The 18,413-nt window shown below is 76.2% G+C and carries 19 protein-coding genes; 10 read left to right on the plus strand and 9 right to left on the minus strand.

Annotated features, from left to right (window positions below; translation table 11 throughout):
* Positions 1-26: 26 nt before the first annotated feature.
* Together BUE37_RS24120 and BUE37_RS04975 are read left to right on the plus strand one after the other, a co-directional pair.
* Positions 27-218 (plus strand): hypothetical protein, encoded by a 192-nt coding sequence (locus tag BUE37_RS24120; protein ID WP_217651127.1) that lies wholly within the window; start codon positions 27-29, stop codon positions 216-218.
* Positions 219-707, plus strand: a complete 489-nt coding sequence (locus tag BUE37_RS04975; protein ID WP_217651128.1) for a DUF1345 domain-containing protein — start codon at positions 219-221, stop codon at positions 705-707.
* Positions 708-825: 118 nt separating this feature from the next.
* Here BUE37_RS04975 and BUE37_RS04980 read toward each other — a convergent pair whose 3' ends face one another.
* On the minus strand, positions 826-2,625 hold the full coding sequence (locus BUE37_RS04980) for an FAD-dependent oxidoreductase (protein WP_073418971.1): 1,800 nt from the start codon (positions 2,623-2,625) through the stop codon (positions 826-828).
* Between the two features lie 187 nt (positions 2,626-2,812).
* On the opposite strand from BUE37_RS04980, the gene BUE37_RS04985 reads away from it, so the two are divergent.
* The gene (locus tag BUE37_RS04985; RefSeq protein WP_245794287.1) at positions 2,813-4,366 is read left to right on the plus strand and encodes a phospholipase D-like domain-containing protein; all 1,554 of its coding nucleotides are present in this window, start codon (positions 2,813-2,815) and stop codon (positions 4,364-4,366) included.
* Between the two features lie 12 nt (positions 4,367-4,378).
* On the opposite strand, the gene BUE37_RS04990 is transcribed toward BUE37_RS04985, so the two are convergent.
* The 3 genes from BUE37_RS04990 to BUE37_RS05000 are packed head-to-tail and all read right to left on the minus strand — an operon-like array spanning position 4,379 to position 7,913.
* Positions 4,379-5,680: a hypothetical protein gene (locus tag BUE37_RS04990; RefSeq protein ID WP_073418972.1), complete on the minus strand. Its 1,302-nt coding sequence runs from the start codon at positions 5,678-5,680 to the stop codon at positions 4,379-4,381.
* The gene (locus tag BUE37_RS04995) at positions 5,677-6,099 is read right to left on the minus strand and encodes a cupredoxin domain-containing protein (protein ID WP_073419579.1); all 423 of its coding nucleotides are present in this window, start codon (positions 6,097-6,099) and stop codon (positions 5,677-5,679) included. Before BUE37_RS04995 ends, BUE37_RS04990 begins: the two co-directional genes overlap by 4 nt.
* On the minus strand, positions 6,099-7,913 hold the full coding sequence (locus tag BUE37_RS05000; RefSeq protein ID WP_217651129.1) for a hypothetical protein: 1,815 nt from the start codon (positions 7,911-7,913) through the stop codon (positions 6,099-6,101). The genes BUE37_RS04995 and BUE37_RS05000 overlap by 1 nt, the downstream gene beginning before the upstream one ends.
* Before the next feature lie 101 nt (positions 7,914-8,014).
* On the opposite strand from BUE37_RS05000, the gene BUE37_RS05005 reads away from it, so the two are divergent.
* The 6 genes from BUE37_RS05005 to BUE37_RS05035 all read left to right on the plus strand — a co-directional run bounded on the left by BUE37_RS05005 (position 8,015) and on the right by BUE37_RS05035 (position 13,320).
* On the plus strand, positions 8,015-8,782 hold the full coding sequence (locus BUE37_RS05005; RefSeq protein ID WP_073418973.1) for a MerR family transcriptional regulator: 768 nt from the start codon (positions 8,015-8,017) through the stop codon (positions 8,780-8,782).
* 251 nt (positions 8,783-9,033) lie between these two features.
* Positions 9,034-9,915 (plus strand): arginase family protein, encoded by an 882-nt coding sequence (locus BUE37_RS05015; RefSeq protein ID WP_073418975.1) that lies wholly within the window; start codon positions 9,034-9,036, stop codon positions 9,913-9,915.
* 40 nt (positions 9,916-9,955) lie between these two features.
* Complete coding sequence (budC, locus tag BUE37_RS05020; protein ID WP_073418976.1) at positions 9,956-10,729, plus strand: meso-2,3-butanediol dehydrogenase; 774 nt, start codon at positions 9,956-9,958, stop codon at positions 10,727-10,729.
* 12 nt (positions 10,730-10,741) lie between these two features.
* Positions 10,742-11,266 (plus strand): methyltransferase domain-containing protein, encoded by a 525-nt coding sequence (locus tag BUE37_RS05025; protein ID WP_073418977.1) that lies wholly within the window; start codon positions 10,742-10,744, stop codon positions 11,264-11,266.
* A 35-nt stretch (positions 11,267-11,301) separates the two neighbouring features.
* Entirely contained in the window at positions 11,302-12,489 is a 1,188-nt protein-coding gene (locus BUE37_RS05030; protein ID WP_073418978.1) for an acyl-CoA dehydrogenase family protein, read from the plus strand.
* Between the two features lie 135 nt (positions 12,490-12,624).
* The gene (locus BUE37_RS05035; RefSeq protein ID WP_073418979.1) at positions 12,625-13,320 is read left to right on the plus strand and encodes a response regulator transcription factor; all 696 of its coding nucleotides are present in this window, start codon (positions 12,625-12,627) and stop codon (positions 13,318-13,320) included.
* On the opposite strand, the gene BUE37_RS05040 is transcribed toward BUE37_RS05035, so the two are convergent.
* From BUE37_RS05040 to BUE37_RS05060, 5 genes are all read right to left on the minus strand, one after another.
* Complete coding sequence (locus tag BUE37_RS05040; protein ID WP_139252819.1) at positions 13,302-13,517, minus strand: hypothetical protein; 216 nt, start codon at positions 13,515-13,517, stop codon at positions 13,302-13,304. The two genes, BUE37_RS05035 and BUE37_RS05040, sit on opposite strands and share 19 nt — an antisense overlap.
* Before the next feature lie 71 nt (positions 13,518-13,588).
* On the minus strand, positions 13,589-14,815 hold the full coding sequence (locus tag BUE37_RS05045; RefSeq protein ID WP_073418981.1) for a PAS domain-containing sensor histidine kinase: 1,227 nt from the start codon (positions 14,813-14,815) through the stop codon (positions 13,589-13,591).
* A gap of 141 nt (positions 14,816-14,956) precedes the next feature.
* Positions 14,957-15,658, minus strand: a complete 702-nt coding sequence (locus BUE37_RS05050; RefSeq protein WP_073418982.1) for a DUF3618 domain-containing protein — start codon at positions 15,656-15,658, stop codon at positions 14,957-14,959.
* 39 nt (positions 15,659-15,697) lie between these two features.
* A complete protein-coding gene (locus tag BUE37_RS23040) occupies positions 15,698-16,312 on the minus strand; it encodes a phage holin family protein (RefSeq protein WP_083628297.1) in 615 nt (204 codons plus the stop codon).
* Positions 16,313-16,315: 3 nt separating this feature from the next.
* On the minus strand, positions 16,316-17,203 hold the full coding sequence (locus tag BUE37_RS05060; RefSeq protein WP_073418983.1) for a hypothetical protein: 888 nt from the start codon (positions 17,201-17,203) through the stop codon (positions 16,316-16,318).
* A gap of 351 nt (positions 17,204-17,554) precedes the next feature.
* Here BUE37_RS05060 and BUE37_RS05065 point away from each other — a divergent pair, with 351 nt between their 5' ends.
* Positions 17,555-18,397 (plus strand): siderophore-interacting protein, encoded by an 843-nt coding sequence (locus tag BUE37_RS05065; RefSeq protein ID WP_073418984.1) that lies wholly within the window; start codon positions 17,555-17,557, stop codon positions 18,395-18,397.
* Positions 18,398-18,413: the final 16 nt, after the last annotated feature.

An 18,413-nucleotide genomic window follows, 5' to 3' on the forward strand; every position in this document is an offset into this window, starting at 1 on the left:
CCGCCCGCCCGGTGCAGGGCGACCCGGTGAGCGCCGCACCGCGCACGACGGCGGCGGAGGCGGAGGCGGACCACCGGCCGACGATCCTGTCGTGGCGCCGCCTGCTGGTCTGCCTCGCGGGCGGCCTCCTCGCCGCGGGGGTCGTCGCGACGGCCGGGGTCCCCGGGCTCGCGGTCCTCGTCGGCTGGGTGGTCGCCGCCGGCGGCCTGCTGGTCTGAGTGTGGCGGATCAGCTGGCCGCGCGACGCCCGGGGCACCAAGCACCTGGCCGAGGAGGAGGGGCGGACCCGCGTCACGGACACGGTCGTGCTGGTCGCCGCGGTGGCCAGCCTCGCCGCCGTCGTGGAGGGCCTCGTCCGGTCCAGCTCCGGGGGTGCCGTCGGCGTCGCCACCGTGGTGGTCGGCGTCCTGGTGGTGATCCTGTCGTGGGCGCTGGTCAACACGGTCTTCGCCCTCAAGTACGCCCGGCGCTACTACGACGGCGGGGACGGCGGCATCGACTTCGGCCAGCGGGAGCCGCCGGCCTACAGCGACTTCGCCTACGTCGCGTTCACCATCGGGATGAGCTTCGCGATGCCGGACACCCAGGTCAAGGACACGTCGATCCGCAAGGTCGCCCTGGGGCACGCCCTGCTGTCCTACCTGTTCGGGACCGTGGTGATCGCCGTGGCGGTGAACCTCGTGACCAACCTGGGCCAGCAGGGATAGGGGCCGGCCCGGGCGGCCCGGCCGGGGAGCCGGGTCCCCCGGTCCCGCCCGACGACACGGGGTGCCCTCCCCGGGGAGGGCGCCCCGTGTCGTCCCCGGGGAGGGCGCCGACGGGTCCTCAGGCGGCGTCGGGGCGGAGGACCGCGGTCAGCGCACCCCGCAGCCAGCCGAGCGCGTCCTCGGCCGAGGAGGGCGAGGACGCGGACCGGGCCGCGACGTAGCCGTCGGGACGCACGAGCAGGACGCCGCCGTCCTCGATCTCCCGCAGGTCGGCCCAGGTCCCGTAGGGGTCCTCGAACTCCTCCCCGGGACCGATCGAGACCGGGGTGAGTGCCAGGCCGAGGTCCGACCCGAGGACCCGGGCGGCGTCGAGCCACGCCCTCCCGCCGATGCCGGTGACCACGCTGAACCGGCCGTGCCCCACGAGGTCGAGGGTGGACACCCGGCGGCCGTCGCGCGTGACCCAGGTGTGCGGCAGCTTGGCGCCGGGCCAGGTGGTGGGCTGGGCGTACAGCTCCGGGTCACGCCGGAACTCCGGCATCGGCGTGCCGTCGGGGACGACGGCGGACGAGGCATACCGGTGGTTGTGCTCGACCCCGTGGGCGTCGAACTCGTACGCCTTGTAGGCGATCGCCTCGCGCAGCGCCGCCCGCACCTTCTCGCCCTCCGGCCCCGGGGCCTTGCGCAGGGCCAGCTGCGCCTCGAGCTTCGCGACGTCCGTGGTGTCGGACAGGTCCAGCGCGGCGAGGATCTTCCCGGTGTCCGCGATGCTCTGGTTGGCCCGCTCGACGATCTGGCGGGCGACGGGCGCCCGCTCGGCGTCGTAGGACTCCAGGAGGGCCGGGGACGCCGCACCCGACAGCACGTGGGCCAGCTTCCAGGCCAGGTTGTAGGAGTCCTGGATGGAGGTGTTGGAGCCCAGGCCGTTCGTGGGCGGGTGACGGTGGACCGCGTCGCCCACGCAGAAGACGCGTCCCTCGGCGAGCCGGGTGGCGTAGTGGTGGTTGACCGTCCACGGGGAGCGCGACTTCACCCGCATCTCGAAGTCGTCGGTCCCGACGAGCGCGACCGCGAGCTCGCGGACGACGTCGTCGGTGAGGTCGGGAGGCCCGGCCGCCATCTCGTAGCCCCACATGAGCATCCACTCGTCCCAGGGCCTGATCATGCGGAGCACGCCGAGGCCGACGCCCTCGCGCTCGGCTCCGGGCTGGAGCATCCAGTAGAGGACGGAGGGCCGGTGCGCGACGAACCGCGACAGGTCGGCCTCGAAGACGATGCTCAGCGTGCCGGCGACGGCGCCCGGCCCCTCGAACGGGAGGTCCAGGTCGGCGGCCACCGTGCTGCGCGCCCCGTCGGCGCCGACGAGGTACCGGGACCGGATGGCGTACTCGGCGCCGGTGAGCCGGTCGCGGACGGTGGTGGTGACCCCGTCGTCGTCCTGCACGTGGGAGAGGTACTCGGTGTCGAAGCGCACGCGGGCGCCGCGCTCCTGCGCCGCCTGGACGAGGACCGGCTCGGTGATCGTCTGCGGCGCGTCCAGCATCGAGGTCGGGCTCTGCAGCTCGTAGTCGGCGTGCCGCACGGTGTCCGTGCCCCAGGACGGGATGCGGCCCAGTTCCTCGCCGGCCAGGCTCGTGCAGAACGTCGTGTTGCCCATGTACTCCCACGGGGTCGCCTCGCGCACGAGTCGCTCCTCGAGGCCCACGTCCCGCATCGCCTCCATCGTGCGCTGGTTGGTGATGTGCGCACGGGGCGTGTCGGAGAGCCGGGCGTACTTGGTGACCAGGAGCGTCGAGACGCCGTAGGTGGCCAGGAACAGGACCGCCGAGGCGCCTGCCGGTCCCGACCCCACGACGAGCACGTCGGTGGTGACCGCGGGTGCGGCCGGGCCGGTCGTGCGCACGGGGAGAGCTGTCATGACGTCCTCTCGGGGCGACGGGGCGGACGGGCGTCCACTGCCGCGTAGTCGAGTGAGGGACGCGTCCCGTGTCAAGCGTCACACCGGTGCGCCCGCCGACACCGGGGTCGGCGCCACCTCCCGGCGCCGCCGTCACCCGGTCCGGCGGGGCGCTGGGCGCGGACCTTGCGCTGCCGGGGAAACTGCCGTGGTGATCGAGAGCGCCGACGCCGCCGGGACGACCTCCCGCGCCTCCGCCGTCCCGGCGCCCCGGACCGAGCCCGTCCCGCGCCCCACCGACGACACGCTGCTCGTGCCCGGGGAGACCTGCTGGCGCATCGAGCGGGCCGACCGGCACGCCGTCTTCGTCGACGCGGCCGACTACTTCGCCACCCTCAAGCGCGCCGTGCTGGCCGCCGAGCGCCGGGTGCTGTTCATCGGCTGGGACTTCGACCCCCGCATCCGGATGGACCCGCGCACCCCCGGCCGGCCGCGCGAGGACCGCCTGGGCCACGTGCTGGAGCAGGCGGTGGCCGCCAACCCGCGCCTGGAGATCGGCGTCCTGCAGTGGGACCTCGGGATGGTCGTGGCGCTCAACCGGCGCATGGCCCCGATCGTGCTGCTCAACCGGCGCACGCCCGACCGCCTGCGGTTCGCCGTCGACACCCACCACCCGCTCGGCGGCGCGCACCACCAGAAGATCGTCGTCATCGACGACTGCCTGGCCTTCGCCGGCGGCATCGACGTCACCGCCGACCGCTGGGACACCTCCGAGCACCGCGACCGGCACCCGCTGCGGCACCGGCCGCACTCCACGCGCCTGCGCGGGCCGTGGCACGACGTCACGAGCCTGGTCTCGGGCCCGGCCGCGCGTGCGCTCGGCGACCTCGCCCGCGAGCGGTGGGAGAGCGGCACCGGCGAGCACCTCGACCCGGTGGAGGACGTCGAGGCGTGCTGGCCCGAGGGCGCCGAGACCTTCCTCACCGACGTCGACGTGGCCATCTCCCGCACCCGCCCCGAGCACGGCGGCGCGGAGCTGGTGCACGAGATCGAGCTGCTGTGGCTGGCGGTGATCGCCGCCGCCCGGCGCACCGTCTACATCGAGACCCAGTACTTCGCCAACCGCCGCATCGCCGAGGCCATCGCCGACCGGCTGGGGGAGGAGGACGGGCCGGAGTTCGTCGTCCTCAACCCGCTGACGGCCGACAGCTGGCTGGAGGTGAAGTCGATGGACACCGCCCGCGCCAAGCTGCTCGAGCTGGTGCGCGAGGCCGACCGGTACGACCGCTTCCGGCTGCTGGTGCCGGTGGCCGAGGGGCGCCGGCCGATCTACGTGCACGCCAAGGTGACCTGCCTCGACGACCGGCTGCTGCGGATCGGCTCGTCCAACCTCAACAACCGGTCCATGGGCCTGGACACCGAGTGCGACGTGTCGATCGAGGCCCGCACCGGCGAGCCGCGCGAGGAGGAGCTGCGGGCGGCGGTGCTCGGCCTGCGCCACCGCCTGCTCGGCGAGCACCTCGGCGTCGAGCCGGAGCGGGTGGCGGCGGCGGTCGAGGAGCACGGCGGCTCGCTCGTGCGCGCCATCGACGCCCTGATGCGGCCCACCGGCCGCTCGCTGGTGCCCTTCGAGCCGCCGGAGCTCGACCCGGTCGAGCGCTTCCTCGCCGAGACCGAGCTGCTCGACGCCGAGCACACGCCCAACCGCTGGCGGCGGGTCAAGCAGGCCTTCGCCGGGCGGCGCCGGCGCCAGCGGGGCTGAGCGGGGCGCGCCTCAGAAGCCGAACAGCAGGCCGAGCCCGGCGAGGGTGAACGCCACCATGACCAGCACGAGCGGCAGCTGGTCCGACGCCGGGGCCCGGGGCGCCACCCGCAGCGCCTTCTCGTGGGCGAGCACCACGCCGACGACGTGGCCGAGCACGACGGCGCCCACCTGCACCCAGGCGATGAGGTCGGGGCCGACCGCGCGCAGGTCGACCACGTTCGCCGCCGTCCCGAACAGGTCGGCGCCGGTGCCGAACGGGTCGCTGGCGAGGATCCACGTCGTCTGCCCGTCCAGGAGCAGCAGCGAGCAGTAGTGCGCCACGGTGTAGCCGACGGCGATCGGCACCACCGAGGCGGCGTACAGGCGGGGCTGCGGGCCCAGCGGCAGCCGGCCCAGCCGCCCTGACAGCCGCGTGCCCAGCAGGTACAGGACGGCGACGACGGCCGTGCAGGCGGCCAGCCCGAGCGTGCCCGACAGCGTGTCGCCGGCCGCGCCGGCGCCGGTCTGCCACCACACGGTCCGCGAGAGCCCGTCGAAGCCGGTGGAGCCGAGCAGCACCACGACGACGGCGGCCAGCCCGCGCTCGTCGGGCGTGGCCATCGCGTTCGACAGCGGCGAGCGGGCGACGACCACCCCGTCGTCGCGGCGAGCGACCACGGACAGCCGGGCGAGCAGCGTCGACCAGGCCTCGAAGCCGTCGCCGCGGGCGAACCAGTCCTCGCCGAACCAGGCGGCCGCGGCCAGGTGCACGACCGCGTACGCGAGCAGGAACACCCCCACGGTGACCGGCTCCGCCCGGCCGGGGAACACCAGCTCCAGCCAGACGAAGACCAGCAGCGAGACCGCCGCGGGCCACAGCCCGAGCGCGGGCAGCCGGGCGGCGCCCCGCGGCGGGCCGGTGAGCGGGCGGAGCGCGCGCGACAGCAGCCGCAGCGGGTTGAGCACCCGCCACACCGGCCCGAGCAGCAGGCTCGCCGGCACCAGGCCCACCCAGGCCGTCACGTACAGCGCCCAGGGCGCGAGGTTGCGGTCGGTCTCCGCCGGACCGGCCAGGGCCACGAGCAGCACGACGACGGCGACGGCCAGCGCGAGCGCCTGCAGGCCCCGGCGCAGCGGCGCGCTGGCGGCCGCGCGCTGCACCCGGGGCGGCAGGGGGTGCCCCGAGTGCGCGCCGCCGAGTCGCGGCCGGCGCCACAGGAGCAGCAGCACGGCGAAGCTGACCAGGATGGCCGCGCCCGCGCCGTAGAGGGCCAGGCCCAGGGGGAGGGGCAGGTCGGTGCGCGACCCCACCCCGTGGGCGAGGACGCTCACCCGACCTGCAGCGACAGCAGCACCGTGCCCGATCCGTGCAGCTCCGCCTCGAAGACGCCGGGGAGGTCGGCGGTGAACTCCACCGTCGCGGGGGTGCCCGGCGCGAGGTCGGCGGTGAGGTCGTAGCCGTGCAGGTGCAGCTCGTCGGCGACGTCGCTGGTGACGGTGAGCGCCACCCGCTCGCCGGCGGCCACGACCATCCGGCCGGTGTCGCCGGTGACCCGCCCGCCGGCCACCTCGACGGCGACCGCCCGGACGGCGGGGGAGGAGGGCGCAGCGGACGAGGAGCCCGACGACGGGGCGGACGAGGAGGTCGACGGAGCCGACGACGGGGTGCCCGCCTCCGCGGGGGCCGTCCCCGCGCACCCGCTCAGGACGAGGGCGAGCACGGCGCCGGCGAGCGGGAGGGCGCGGCGCATCACCGGCCGCCCACGCCGGCCGCGACAGGGCCGTCGACGGGTAGACCGGGGAGGCGCCCGCCGGGGCCGCCGCGGCGCGCGTACCGCCCGACGCCCCAGGAGATCGCCCCGACCACCCCGAGCGTGCAGGCGAGCACCACCAGGTTGGCCGCGGCCCACAGCCCGCCGCCGGAGGCCGTCAGCTCGCGCTGCAGGACGTCGATCTCCGGGACCGCCGACCGCGTCACGCCGTCGGTGGCGGGGACCTCCTCCGCCGGGATCGCCGGGTCCTCGGGCAGGTGGACCGGCACCGCGGCGAGCACCCGGCCGTCGTGCAGGCGCAGCAGCGTCTTCCAGTCGTCGTCGACCGGCACCGGCTCGGTCGTGCGGTACCGCCCGGGTCCGGTGCGCTCGAGGTCGGTGACCACCAGGCCCTGGCCCTGCCAGGCGGTGATCTGCACCCAGGCCGGGTCGTCGAGGGCGCCGGCCGGATCGAGCGTCACGGTGACGTCGGCGGTGCGCGGGTCGGCGGTGACCTCGTCGACGGCGAAGGTGGCCCGCAGGTCGCCCGGCACCGTGGCGACCAGGCCGTTGGCCACCCCGCCGGCGATCGCGGCCAGCGCGAGCGCCAGCACGCCCCGGGCGACGGCGGGACGCGGCAGCCGCTGGCGCAGGCCCAGCGCGAGCAGGGCGCCGAGCAGGCCGCCGGCGACCCCGCCGACGACGGCCATCAGCGTGCCCTCGACCAGGACGTCGCCGTTCCACTCCAGCACCCGGGTGAGGCCGGTCCACACTCCCTCGACGAGGGTGCCCGCGGTGCCGACCAGCACGCCCGCGACGGCGCCGAAGGCGAGCGGGCGGCGGGCGGGCGGCCAGGCCAGCGCGAGCAGCTCGACCAGCAGCGCCGAGCCCAGGTACAGCGGGAACGTCGGCGTGATCTCGCCGAACACCGGGCCGACGAGGACGGCGATCGTGCCGCGGACGGCGAGGAAGAACACGGCGGCGGCCAGCGCGCCCCCGCGGCCCATCCAGAGCCGGGCGGCGACCAGCGCGGCGCCGGCGGCCGCGGCGACCATGAACGGCTCGAGCACCAGGCGGAACTGCGGGACGTCGAAGTCGAACTCGCCCTGGAACACCGACAGGCCGAGCAGCAGGCCGCCCATCGCCGAGGCCCGGCGCACGAACCGGGCGCGGTCGCCGGCCCGCCGGTCGCCGTCGTCGGTGGACGGGCTCCCGCGGCCCTCCATCTCCAGCACCAGCAGCCCGACGATCGACAGGCCGGCGCCGCCGATGAGCATCAGGTGGGTGGGACCCCACAGCGTCACGTCCTGGCCGAACAGGCGGTGCCAGACGTCGTCGAGGGGGAAGCCGAGCAGCGCGTAGGAGCCCGAGGCGGTGAGCAGGACGCCGCCGACCGGCACGTCCCAGCCGCGCACGAAGCGGACGGCGGCCGGGCCGGGGCGCCCGCCGAGCGGCATCGAGCAGGCGAGCACGCCGCCGGCGAAGACGCCGAACAGGCCGAACAGGATGAGGTAGTGGGCCGGGTTGGCCAGCGGCCCCTCGTCGCGGCCGACGCCGATGTGCAGCGCGATGTCCCACAGCATCCCGAGCAGCGCGACGAGCAGCGACGCGGTGGTGAGGACGGTGGGCAGGGCCACCCAGCCGGGGACGTGGGTGGCGCGGCCGAGCGCGTCGCCGGCGCGGGCGAGCACGGTCGTGCGCCGCGTGCGGTGGGCCCACACGAGGGCGAGCAGGGCGGCCATCAGGCCGGCACCGAGGGCGGTGGCGAGCGCGACCTCACCGAGGGCGGCCCCTCCGGCGGGACGGTCCTCCACGGCGAGCAACGCTGGTCCCATGGACGTCACGGCCCTATGAGACACCGTTTGACGTTACATCGGCAAGTGACACATGTGGATCCCGTTACGATGCCGTCCTGATGGAGGCACAGGAGCAGACCCCCGGCGCGGACGACGGCGACCGGGAGTTCACGGTCGACGAGCTCGCCGCGCGGGTCGGCATCACGGTGCGCAACGTGCGCGCCTACGCCGCGCGCGGCCTGCTGCCGCCGCCGCGGCTGGTCGGGCGCACCGGCTACTACGGCCCCGAGCACGTCGCCCGGCTGCTGCTGGTCCGCGAGATGCTCGCCGAGGGCTACTCGCTCGCCGTCATCGAGCGCACCCTGGCGACCGCCCCGGCCATCGGCGGATCGGCGTCGCTGGCGCTGCACCGGGCGCTGCTCGCGCCCTGGCTGCCGCCGGAGCCCGAGGACACCACGGCCGGGGAGCTCACGGCTCGGGCCGGCGTGCCGATCGACCCGGCCACCGTCGAGGAGCTGGTCCGCCTCGGCCTGGTCGAGCGGCTCGACGGCGACCGGCTGCGGGTCACCGACCCGTCGCTGCTGACCGCCGGCCTGCAGGTCATGCAGCTCGGCGTGCCGCCGTCGGCGCTCATCACGGCGCAGGCGCGGGTGATCGAGCTGGTGCGCGAGATCGCCGCCACCTACGTCGGGATGTTCCTCGAGACCGGCTGGCGCTCCCTGGTCGAGTCCGCGTCGCCGCCCGAGCAGCTCGACCGGGTGGGTGACGTGATGTCCCGCCTCCAGCCGGCGGCCGCGCAGGCGCTCCTGGCCAGCTTCCGCACCGAGATGGCGGCGGCGGTCAGCGCGGCGGTCGAGGCGGAGCTCCGGGCGCTCGCGGGGGACTGAGCGGCTCCGGGCGCCCGTGCGCGCCGTCGGGCGTCTCCCGCTCCCGGGCGGCCAGCCGCCGGTCGCGCACCATGGCAGCGACCACGCCCGCGACCAGGAGCGCCGCGGGGACGGAGAAGCCGGCGGTGGCCACGAGGCTCAGCCCGTCGGTGGCGAGGGCGGTCGGACCGGACACGCATCCATGTGACACCGACCGCTGTCACGTGTCAACCGCGACAGGTCCTGTCGGCGGCCCGCGGTAGGACCGCGGCATGAGCGCGCTCGACCTGCTGGCCGCCCCGTCGAGCGCGGCCGCGCACTGGCCCGGGCAGGAGCGGGCCTGGGCGGCGCTGGCGGACGCCGGCCTGCCCGCGGCGCTGGCCCGCACCCGGGAGGTGGCGGTGCGCGAGCTGTTCGCCCCGGCGCGCTGGGCGGCGGGCCGGGCCCCCGAGGGCCGGGTGCGCGATGCCGGGCGCGTCACCGCCGGCCTCGTCGCGGTGCGGGACGCGGTCGCCGGATCGCTGGCGGCGGGGCGGCTGCCGGTGGTCGTCGGCGGGGAGTGCACGACCACGGTCGGGCTCGTCGCCGGCGCCCGCGCGGCCGGGCTGCGTCCGGGCCTGGTCTACGTCGACGGCGGGGTCGACCTGCGCACGCCGGCCGACAACCCCACCGGCGTCGCGGACTCCATGGCGTTGGCGCACGTCCTCGCGCTGCCCGGGTGCGACCCCGGCCTGCTCGCCGCCGGCCCGGCCCGCCCGCTGCTCGCGGTGGACGACGTCGTCGCGGTCGGCGTGCGGGCCGCCGAGCCGGACGCCACGACGGCCGGCCGGATCGGCCTGCGGGCGATCCCGGCCGGCGCGGTCGCGGCCGACCCGGAGGGTTCCGCCGCACGGGCCGCCGCGGCCGTCGACGGGCCCGACGGCTTCCTCGTGCACCTCGACGTCGACGTCGTCGAGTTCCTCGACCTGCCACTGGCGGACGTGCCCGACCACGGGCGGGGACTGCCGCTCGACGACGTCGCCGCGGTGCTGCGCCGGCTGTGCGCGGCGAGCGGGTTCCGCGGGCTGTGCGTCACCGAGGTCGACCCGGACCACGCGCCGGACCCGGGCGAGGTCGGGCGGCTCGTGGCGGTCCTCACCGACGCGCTGGGCTGATCCGGGGTTCCGCGTGCCCGGAGCGGGGGAGGAGCAGGCCATGGCGACCTCCTCGTTCGACTTCACCGGCTCCGTCGTCCTCGTCACCGGGGGCGGCTCCGGCATCGGCCTGGCCATCACCCGCGCCTTCCTCGACGCCGGCGCCACCGTCGCGGTCACGGGCCGCCGGCGGGAGAAACTGGAGGCGGCGCTGGAGGGCGTCCCGGCGGACCGCGCCGCGGCGCTCCCGGCCGACGTCTCCGACCCCGCGCAGGTGCGGCAGCTCGTCGCCGACGTCGTCGACCGGTTCGGCCGCATCGACGTCGTGGTGAGCAACGCCGCCGCGTACGAGAGCGGAGAGCTCACCGACCTCGCCGACGACGCCTGGGAGCACCTGCGCGCCACCAACGTCGACGCCTTCTTCCACCTGGCCAAGGCCGCGCTGCCGGTGCTGGCGGAGTCGCGCGGCAACCTCGTCGCCGTCTCCTCGGTCTCCGGCCTGCGCGGCGACTGGGGACAGGCCGCCTACAACGCGTCCAAGGCGGCGGTGACCGTCTTCGTGCAGTCGCTGGCGCTGGACTGGGGCGGTCGCGGCGTGCGGCTCAACGCCGTCGCCCCCGCCTTCACGTTCACCGAGATCAACGCGGACGTCCCGCGCGACGAGGCCTCCCTCGCGCCGCACGTCAACCGCGTCCCGCTCGGCCGCATCGGCGAGCCGGAGGACATCGCGCCCGCGGTGCTCTTCCTCGCGAGCGAGGGCGCCCGCTACGTCACCGGCGCGGTGCTGCCCGTCGACGGCGGCACCAGCGCGTCCACCGGCCAGGCCCACGCCTGAGACGACGCCCGCGTGACCGCCCGCGCCTCGGACCGCCTGGCGTTCGTCGCCGGCGTGGTGGCGGCGGCGCCGGGGGAGCGGGTGCTGGAGGTCGGCTGCGGCGCGGGCGTCCTGGTGACGGAGCTCGCCGCCGCGGTCGGGGACGGGACGGTGGTCGCCGTCGACCGGTCGGCGCGGATGGCCGCCGCCACGACCCGGCGCAACCGGGCGGCGGTCGACGCCGGCCGGGTGCGGGCGCACGCCGTCCCGCTGCTCGACGCCGACCTCGCCGGGGAGCGCTTCGACGCCGCGGTCGCCGTCGACGTCCGGGCGTTCTGGACGCCCCCGGCGCCGGAGTGGGACGTCCTCGCGCGGGTGCTGGCCCCCGGCGGGCGGGTGGTCCTCGGGTTCTCCGTCATGCGCCCGGAGGACCGGGAGCGCGTGCGGGCGGCCGTCACGGAGGTGGCGCGGCGGCGCGGGTTCGCGGTCACCGCGACGGCGGAGGCGCCCACCGCGCCGTTCCCGACGGCCGCGATGGAGTTGCGCCGTCCCGGGTAGGGGAGGGGGCACCCACCGACGGGAGGACCCCTGCGATGAGCGACGACACGACCGGCGCGCTGACCGGCGACCTGTACGGCTACGAGACGTTGCTGGACGACGACGAGCGCAAGGAGCTGGCGGGCATCCGGCGCTTCCTCGACGAGGAGGTCCGCCCGCGGGTCAACGACGCCTGGGCGTCCTCGGAGTTCCCGCTGGACCTCGTGCCGCGCTTCGCCGAGGAGGGGATGGTCGGGCGCAGCTACGACCTGGAGCACCGGCCGCGGGCGTCGCGGCTGTTCACCGGCTTCATCGCCCTGGAGACCGCCCGCGTCGACCCGTCGATGGCCACCTTCCTCGGCGTGCACAACGGCCTGTCGATGGGCTCGATCGTGCTGCTGGGCTCCGACGAGCAGCGCGCCCGCTGGGTGCCCGACATGGTGGCGCTGGACACGGTCGGCGCCTTCGCGCTCACCGAGCCGCATGGCGGGTCCGACGTCGCCCGCGGGCTGGAGACCACCGCCCGCCGCGACGGCGACGGCTGGGTGATCGACGGCGCCAAGCGGTGGATCGGCAACGGCACCATCGCCGACGTCGTCGTCGTGTTCGCCCGCGACGTCGCCGACGACTCGGTGAAGACCTTCGTGGTCGAGAAGGGCACCCCCGGGTTCACGCCCACGAAGATGGAGGGCAAGTACGCGCTGCGCACCGTGCAGAACGCCGACATCGTCTTCGAGGGCTGCCGGGTGCCGGCGGAGAACAAGCTCGAGCACGGCAACTCCTTCAAGGACGTCAACCGGGTGCTCAAGCTGACCCGCGGCGGCGTCGCCTGGTCGGCGGTGGGCTGCCAGATGGGCGCGTTCGAGGCGGCCATCGCCTACGCCAAGGAGCGCCAGCAGTTCGGCCGGCCGATCGCGGGCTTCCAGCTGATCCAGGACCTGCTCGCCCGCATGGCCGGCAACGTGACCGCGAGCCTCGGCATGGCGGTGCGGGTGTCCCAGCTGCAGGAGGAGGGCGTGTTCCGCGACGAGCAGGCCGCGCTGGCCAAGGCGTTCGTCACCGGCCGGGCCCGCGAGACCGTGGCCCTCGCCCGCGAGCTGTTCGGCGGCAACGGGATCCTGCTGGAGAACGACGTCGTGCGGTACTTCGCCGACGCCGAGGCCCTGTACTCCTACGAGGGCACCCGCGAGATCAACAGCCTGATCGTCGGGCGCGCGCTGACCGGGGTGAGCGCCTTCGTCTGAGCCCACCCGTCCGGCGCCACCCGCCTGACGCCACCCCGCCCGGGTGAGGCGGCCCCGGCCCGGGTGGAGACGGGCGGCGCCGCCGCCGTTGCTCCCCCCGGGGCGGCCACCGGGGTCGCCGGGACGGGAGGCGCGGTGGGCGCGCAGTCGGTGCTCGTCGTGGAGGACACCGAGGAGATCCGCGAGCTCGTGGTCACGGTGCTCGAGCGGGCCGGGCTCGACGTCCGCGCCGTCGGCTCGGGTACCGAGTGCCTGGCGGAGGTGCGCCGGTCGGCGCCCGACCTCGTCGTCCTCGACCTCGGGCTGCCCGACGGCGACGGCACGGAGGTGTGTCGGCAGCTGCGCGCCGAGAGCGGCTGCTACGTCCTCATGCTGACCGCGCGGGCCGAGGAGGTCGACCTGCTCGTGGGTCTCGCGGTGGGTGCCGACGGCTACATGGCCAAGCCGTTCTCCCCGCGTGAGCTGGTGGCGCGGGTGCAGGCCCTGCTGCGCCGGCCCGCGGCCGCGGCGGTGCCGCCGGTCCCCGACGACGCCGTCGTGCGGCTCGCCGACCTCGAGGTCGACGAGGACACCCGCGAGGTGCGCGTCGACGGCGCGCCGGTCGCCCTCACCCGCACCGAGTTCGACCTGCTCGCCGCGCTCGCGTCGCGGCCGGGCCGGGTGCTGCAGCGCGAGACGCTGCTGCGCGAGGTGTGGCGCACCGACTGGGCCGGGAGCCTGCGCCTGGTCGAGGCGCACATGTCGAACCTGCGTCGCAAGCTCTCCGCCGCGGGGCTGTCCGCCGCCGAGATCCGGACCGTGCGCGGGGTGGGCTACCGGCTGGTGGCCTGACCGCGCCGCGGCTCGGGCACCACGCGGGTGCCGGCGCAGCCGGTGGCCCGGGCGCGCAGCCGCCGCACCAGCACCGGGTCGGCCGCGGGCAGGTCCGGCGCCGGGGCGTCGTCGAGGAAGGCCAGCAGCCGGGCCGGCAGCTCGCCGTCGGGGCCCGGGGTCCTCCGCGCCGTGTCGCCGTCCTGCGTGGTGCTCACGATCATCAGCCTGCCACCGCCCGCGCAGGTCTTCCGCGGGACCCCCGCACGACCGGCGCAGGACGGTGTGCTCAGCGCGGCAGGACCAGCGTCGCGGTGGTGCCGCGGCCCTCCGTGCTGGCCAGCTCCAGCCGCCCGCCGTGCGCCGCCGCGATGGCGTGCGTGATGGACAGCCCGAGCCCCACGCCGGGCACCCCGGCGCGCACCGCGGTGGTCGCGCGGGTGAAGCGCGTGCCGAGGCCGGCCCGCTCCGCGCCGGGGATGCCGACGCCGGTGTCGCGGACCTCGATCGAGACCTCGCCGCCCGCGGGACTCCCCGCTCTGCCGTCTGCCGTGCCGAGCCCGAGCTCCACCCGCCCGCCGCGGGGCGTGAACTTCACCGCGTTGGACACCAGGTTGTCGACGGCCTGGCCGAGCCGCAGCGCGTCGCCGGGCACGACCGGCCCGGACGCCGGCGCGGTCACCGCGAGCGTCACCCCGGCGCCGTCCGCGGTCACCTGCGCGGACTCGCCGGCGGCGCGCAGCAGCGCGGCCAGGTCGACCTCACCCGGGGTGAGCGCGAACCGGCCGGCCTCGACCTGGGCGGTGAACAGCAGGTCGCCGACCAGGCGCTCGAGCCGGGCGGCGTTGCACTGCACCGTGCCGAGATGCCGGCGGGTGCCGGCACCGAGGTCGGGGTCGTCCAGCACGAGCTCCAGGTAGCCGAGCACCGAGGACAGCGGGGTGCGCAGCTCGTGGCTGACCAGCGCGACGAACTGGTCCTTGAGCCGCTCGGCCGCGCGCACCTCGGTCATGTCGGTGCCGACGAAGGTCCAGCCGTCCTGCCCGCCGCCGGGGCCGCTGCCGTCGGAGCGCGGGGTGACCGCGACCGAGACGGTGCGGCGGGTGCCGTCGGCGGCCACGTAGGTCCAGTCGCGGACGTCGCTGCCGCACTCGGCGGCGGTGCGCACCAGCGCGTCGAGCCCCCGGCCGCCGAGCTCGGCGGGGTCGTGGAAGTCGGTGATCCGGCGGCGGCGCACCACCGCGGCGCGCGGCACGCCCAGCAGCCGCTCGGCGCCGGGGTTCCACACCCGCACGACGCCGTCGAGGTCGGTGCCCACCACCGACTGGCGGGTGATCGCGTCGACGACGCCGGTCATGGTGGCGGCGCGGGCGCGCAGCATGCGGGCGGCGACCGCCAGCTCCTCGCCGCGGGCGTCGACCAGCGCGGTCAGCGTGGCCCGCTCCGCCTCGAGCTCCGCGACCCGGGCCTCGAGCGCGCGCAGCCGCGCGGCGTCGGGGGCGGTCGCCGTCGTCACGGGGGAGGGATCGGCCGGGACGGCGCGGCGGTGCAGCCGGCCGCCGGGCCGCTCACCCGGGCGGGGGGAGCCCGCGGACGCGGCAGCGCCCCGCCGGGAGGACCCGGCGGGGCGCTGCAGGGAGTGCGGGGAGTGCGGTGGTCAGCTGCCGCTGGCCTGGCTCTGCACCGACTCGCGGGACTGCTGGGCCTGGCCCTGCACGTCCTGCGCGGCCGACTGGCCCTCGCTCTTCACCGTCTGGGCGGCGTCCTGGGCGGTGCCCTTGACCTCCTCGACGGCGTGCTGGGCGGCCGGCTTCAACTGCTCGCCGACCTCCTGCGCGGCCTGCTTGGCCGGGGCGAGGAGCTGGTCCTTGTGCTCGCGCAGGGCCGCCTCGGCTTGCTGGGCCAGCTGCTGCTCCTTCTGCGAGGCCGGCAGCAGGCTGGAGACCAGCCAGCCGACGCCGAAGGCGATGAGCCCGGCCGCGAGCGGGTTGCCCTGCGTCTGGCGGACCACCGCGTCAGGCGCCTGCTGGACGGCGTGGGCGGCCTGCGAGGCGGCGTCCTGCACGGTGCCGGCCGCGCTGCTGGCCGCGCCCTGCACCGAGCCGACCGCGTCGTGCGCGGTGCCCTGCACCGAGCTCAGCGCGTTCTGCGTGGTGCCGCGGGCCGAGGACCGGGTGTCGTGGGCGGAGCCCATGACGCGGTCCTTGACGTTGGCGAAGCGGCCCTTGGCCGAGGCCATGCGGCGGTCGACGACGCGCGCCGGGTTGACCTTCTCGTTGAGGGCGTCGACGTCGTAGCTGAGCTCGCGCCGCGTCTCCTCGATCTGCCGGCGGATGACGTCCGGGTCACTGCTGGTCATGTCTGCTCCAGGGAGGGTGAGGGGCCCGCAGGGCCGGGGTCAGTGGGGCTTGAGGGCGCCGGGGACCTGCTGGAGGGTCTCCACGGTCCGTTCGGGCTTGGGGTTGACCTGCCGGAACTTCTTGCGCCCCATCACGAAGGCGACGGCGCCGATGACGCCCCAGAGGACGGCCACGATGAGCGCGGCGAGGCCCGCGTCCATGACGTTCTCCAGCGCCCACCACAGGGCGAAGGAGAGGAACAGGATCGTCATGTAGCCGGCGAACCCGGCGGCGCCGAGCATGCCCGCGCCCTGGCCGGCCTTCTTCGCCTCGGTCGTGACCTCGGCCTTCGCCAGGGCGATCTCCTGGCGCATCAGGACGGAGAAGTCCTTGGTGACCTCGCTGATGAGCTCGCCCACGGAGGCGCCCTCGACGTCGGGCCGGCCGGCCTCGGTCATCGGGGTGCCGCGGTCACCGGCGTGCGCCCCGTAGGAGGCGTCGGTGTAGCCGGTGTCCTGGCCGTAGGCGGTGGCGCCCTGCTGGTAGCCGGTGCCCTGGTCGTAGCCGGTGCCCTGCTCGTAGCCGGGGGTCACCGCGTAGTTGGCCTGCGGCGGCTCCGGCGGGTAGCCGCTCTGGCCGCCCACCGGCGTCGCGCCGGAGTAGGGGGAGGACATGGCTCAGACCCCCTGGCCCGGACGGCGGGTCGGGTCGTCCCAGCCGGCGGGGGCGACCGGCGGCACGACGCTGCCCTCGGGCGGCACGGTGCCGTACGGCGGGGGCGGCAGCGGGGTGCCGGTGGTCCCGGTCGTCTCGTACCCGGTCGTCGTCTCGTAGCCGGTGCTCTCGTAGCCCGTGGTCGTCCCGTAGCCGGCGCCGGTGGTCTGGTAGCCGGTCGTCGTCGTGGTCTCGTAGCCGGAGTAGGCCGGCGCCGGGTCCACGTAGTTGCCCGAGCCGTAGGTCGACGTCGTCGACGACAGGCCCTGGCGCGACGACGAGTCGTCGGTGTGGGCGGCCTTGACGCCGCTGGTCAGCCGGCCGGCGACGACGCCCGCGAGGGCGGCACCGAGCAGGAAGACGCCGGGCTTGCGGCGGGCGAAGCTGCGCACGTCCTCGAGCAGGTCGGCGGGCTCGCGGTTCTGCAGCACGTCGGCGAACTGCTGCACGCGACCGGCGCCCTCGGTGATGAGGTCGCGGGCGGGGCCGGGGGCCGGGGCGTTGCCCTCGACCATGTTGCGCAGCTGCTCGGCGAGCCCGGCCAGGCTCTGCCCGGCCTTCTGCTGCTGCGAGACGGCCTGCTGGCGCACCTGGGTGCGGCCCTGCTCGACCAGGCTCTGCGCCTGCTGCTTGGTCTCGGCGACGACGTTCTTCGCCTGGTCGGCGGCGGTCGAGGCGACCTGGCTGCCGGCCTGCTTGGCGGTCTGGCCGACGTTGCGGGCCTCGTCCTTCGCCACGTCGGTGGTCGACGGCGAGCCGGAGGTGGTGGTCGAGGTCGTACTCGTGTCCCCATAGCCGGTCGCGCCCGAGGAGGGCGGCGGCGGGAGGGGGGCGTCGATGGAGTGGGTCATCGTTCCTCCTGAGTGGATCTCGGTCGGCATCTCGCTACCCGGGAAGCGATCACGCACACATCCCGGATCGACGGTCGTCGCCGGAGCGCATGCGCGTGGAGCACGCCGGCGGTGGGGACACCGCTCGGCTTGAGCCGTGGGGAAGTGCGGGTCGGACGCCGTCCGGGCAGCAGTGCTCGCCCGGGCGGCAGCGCCGGGACGGCGTCGTTCCCGCAGGCCACCGGCTACCCGGACGGGACTGTCCGGAAACGGGCTCCGGCCTGCGGGTCTGCTGGGAGAGGCCCCGCCCGCGCCGAGGAGGCCCCCGCCCGCTCGGAGTAAGGTGAGCCTTCCCTGACTCGAGGAGGGCCCGTGGCCGACCCGAACCCCCGCCGCCGCCGGACGCCGCGCACCGGCACCGTCGTGCGCACCGAGCGGCTCACCCCGCACGTCGTCCGCGTCGTGCTCGGTGGCGAGGGCCTCGCCGGCTTCGCGCCGCAACACACCGACTCGTACGTGAAGCTGCTCTTCCCGCCGCCGGGCGCCGGCTACGCCGCGCCCTTCGACGTCGAGGACGTGCAGGAGCGGCTGCCCCGCGAGCAGTGGCCGGTGACCCGCACCTACACGGTGCGTGCGTGGGACGCCGACGCCGGCGAGCTGACCCTCGACTTCGTCGTCCACGGCGACGAGGGCGTGGCCGGCCCGTGGGCGCTGGCCGCCCGGCCGGGCGACACGCTGCAGTTGTTCGGCCCCGGCGGTGCCTACACGCCCGACGCGACGGCCGGCTGGCACCTGCTGGCCGGCGACGAGACCGCGCTCCCGGCGATCGCCGCCGCGCTGGAGGTGCTGCCCGCCGGCGCCCGCGCCGAGGTGTTCCTCGAGGTCGCCGGCCCGGAGGAGGAGCAGGAGCTCGCCGCCGGCGACGGCGTGCGGGTCACCTGGGTCCACCGCAGCGCGGCGCCCGGGGTGGCGCTGGTGGCCGCCGTGCTCGGCGCCGACCTTCCCGAGGGCGACGTCCACGTGTTCGTGCACGGCGAGGCGGGCTCGGTCCGGGAGCTCCGCCGGTTCGTGCGCACCGGCCTCGGCGTCCCGCGCGAGCGGCTGTCGGTGTCGGGCTACTGGCGCATCGGCCGCACCGAGGACCGCTGGCAGGCCGAGAAGCCGGAGTGGAACGCCGCCGTCGAGGCCGAGGAGCAGGGCCTGTCGGTCGCCTGACCGGGCCCCGCCGGGG

This window comes from Geodermatophilus nigrescens (genome assembly GCF_900129495.1).
GTDB lineage: Bacteria > Actinomycetota > Actinomycetes > Mycobacteriales > Geodermatophilaceae > Geodermatophilus > Geodermatophilus nigrescens.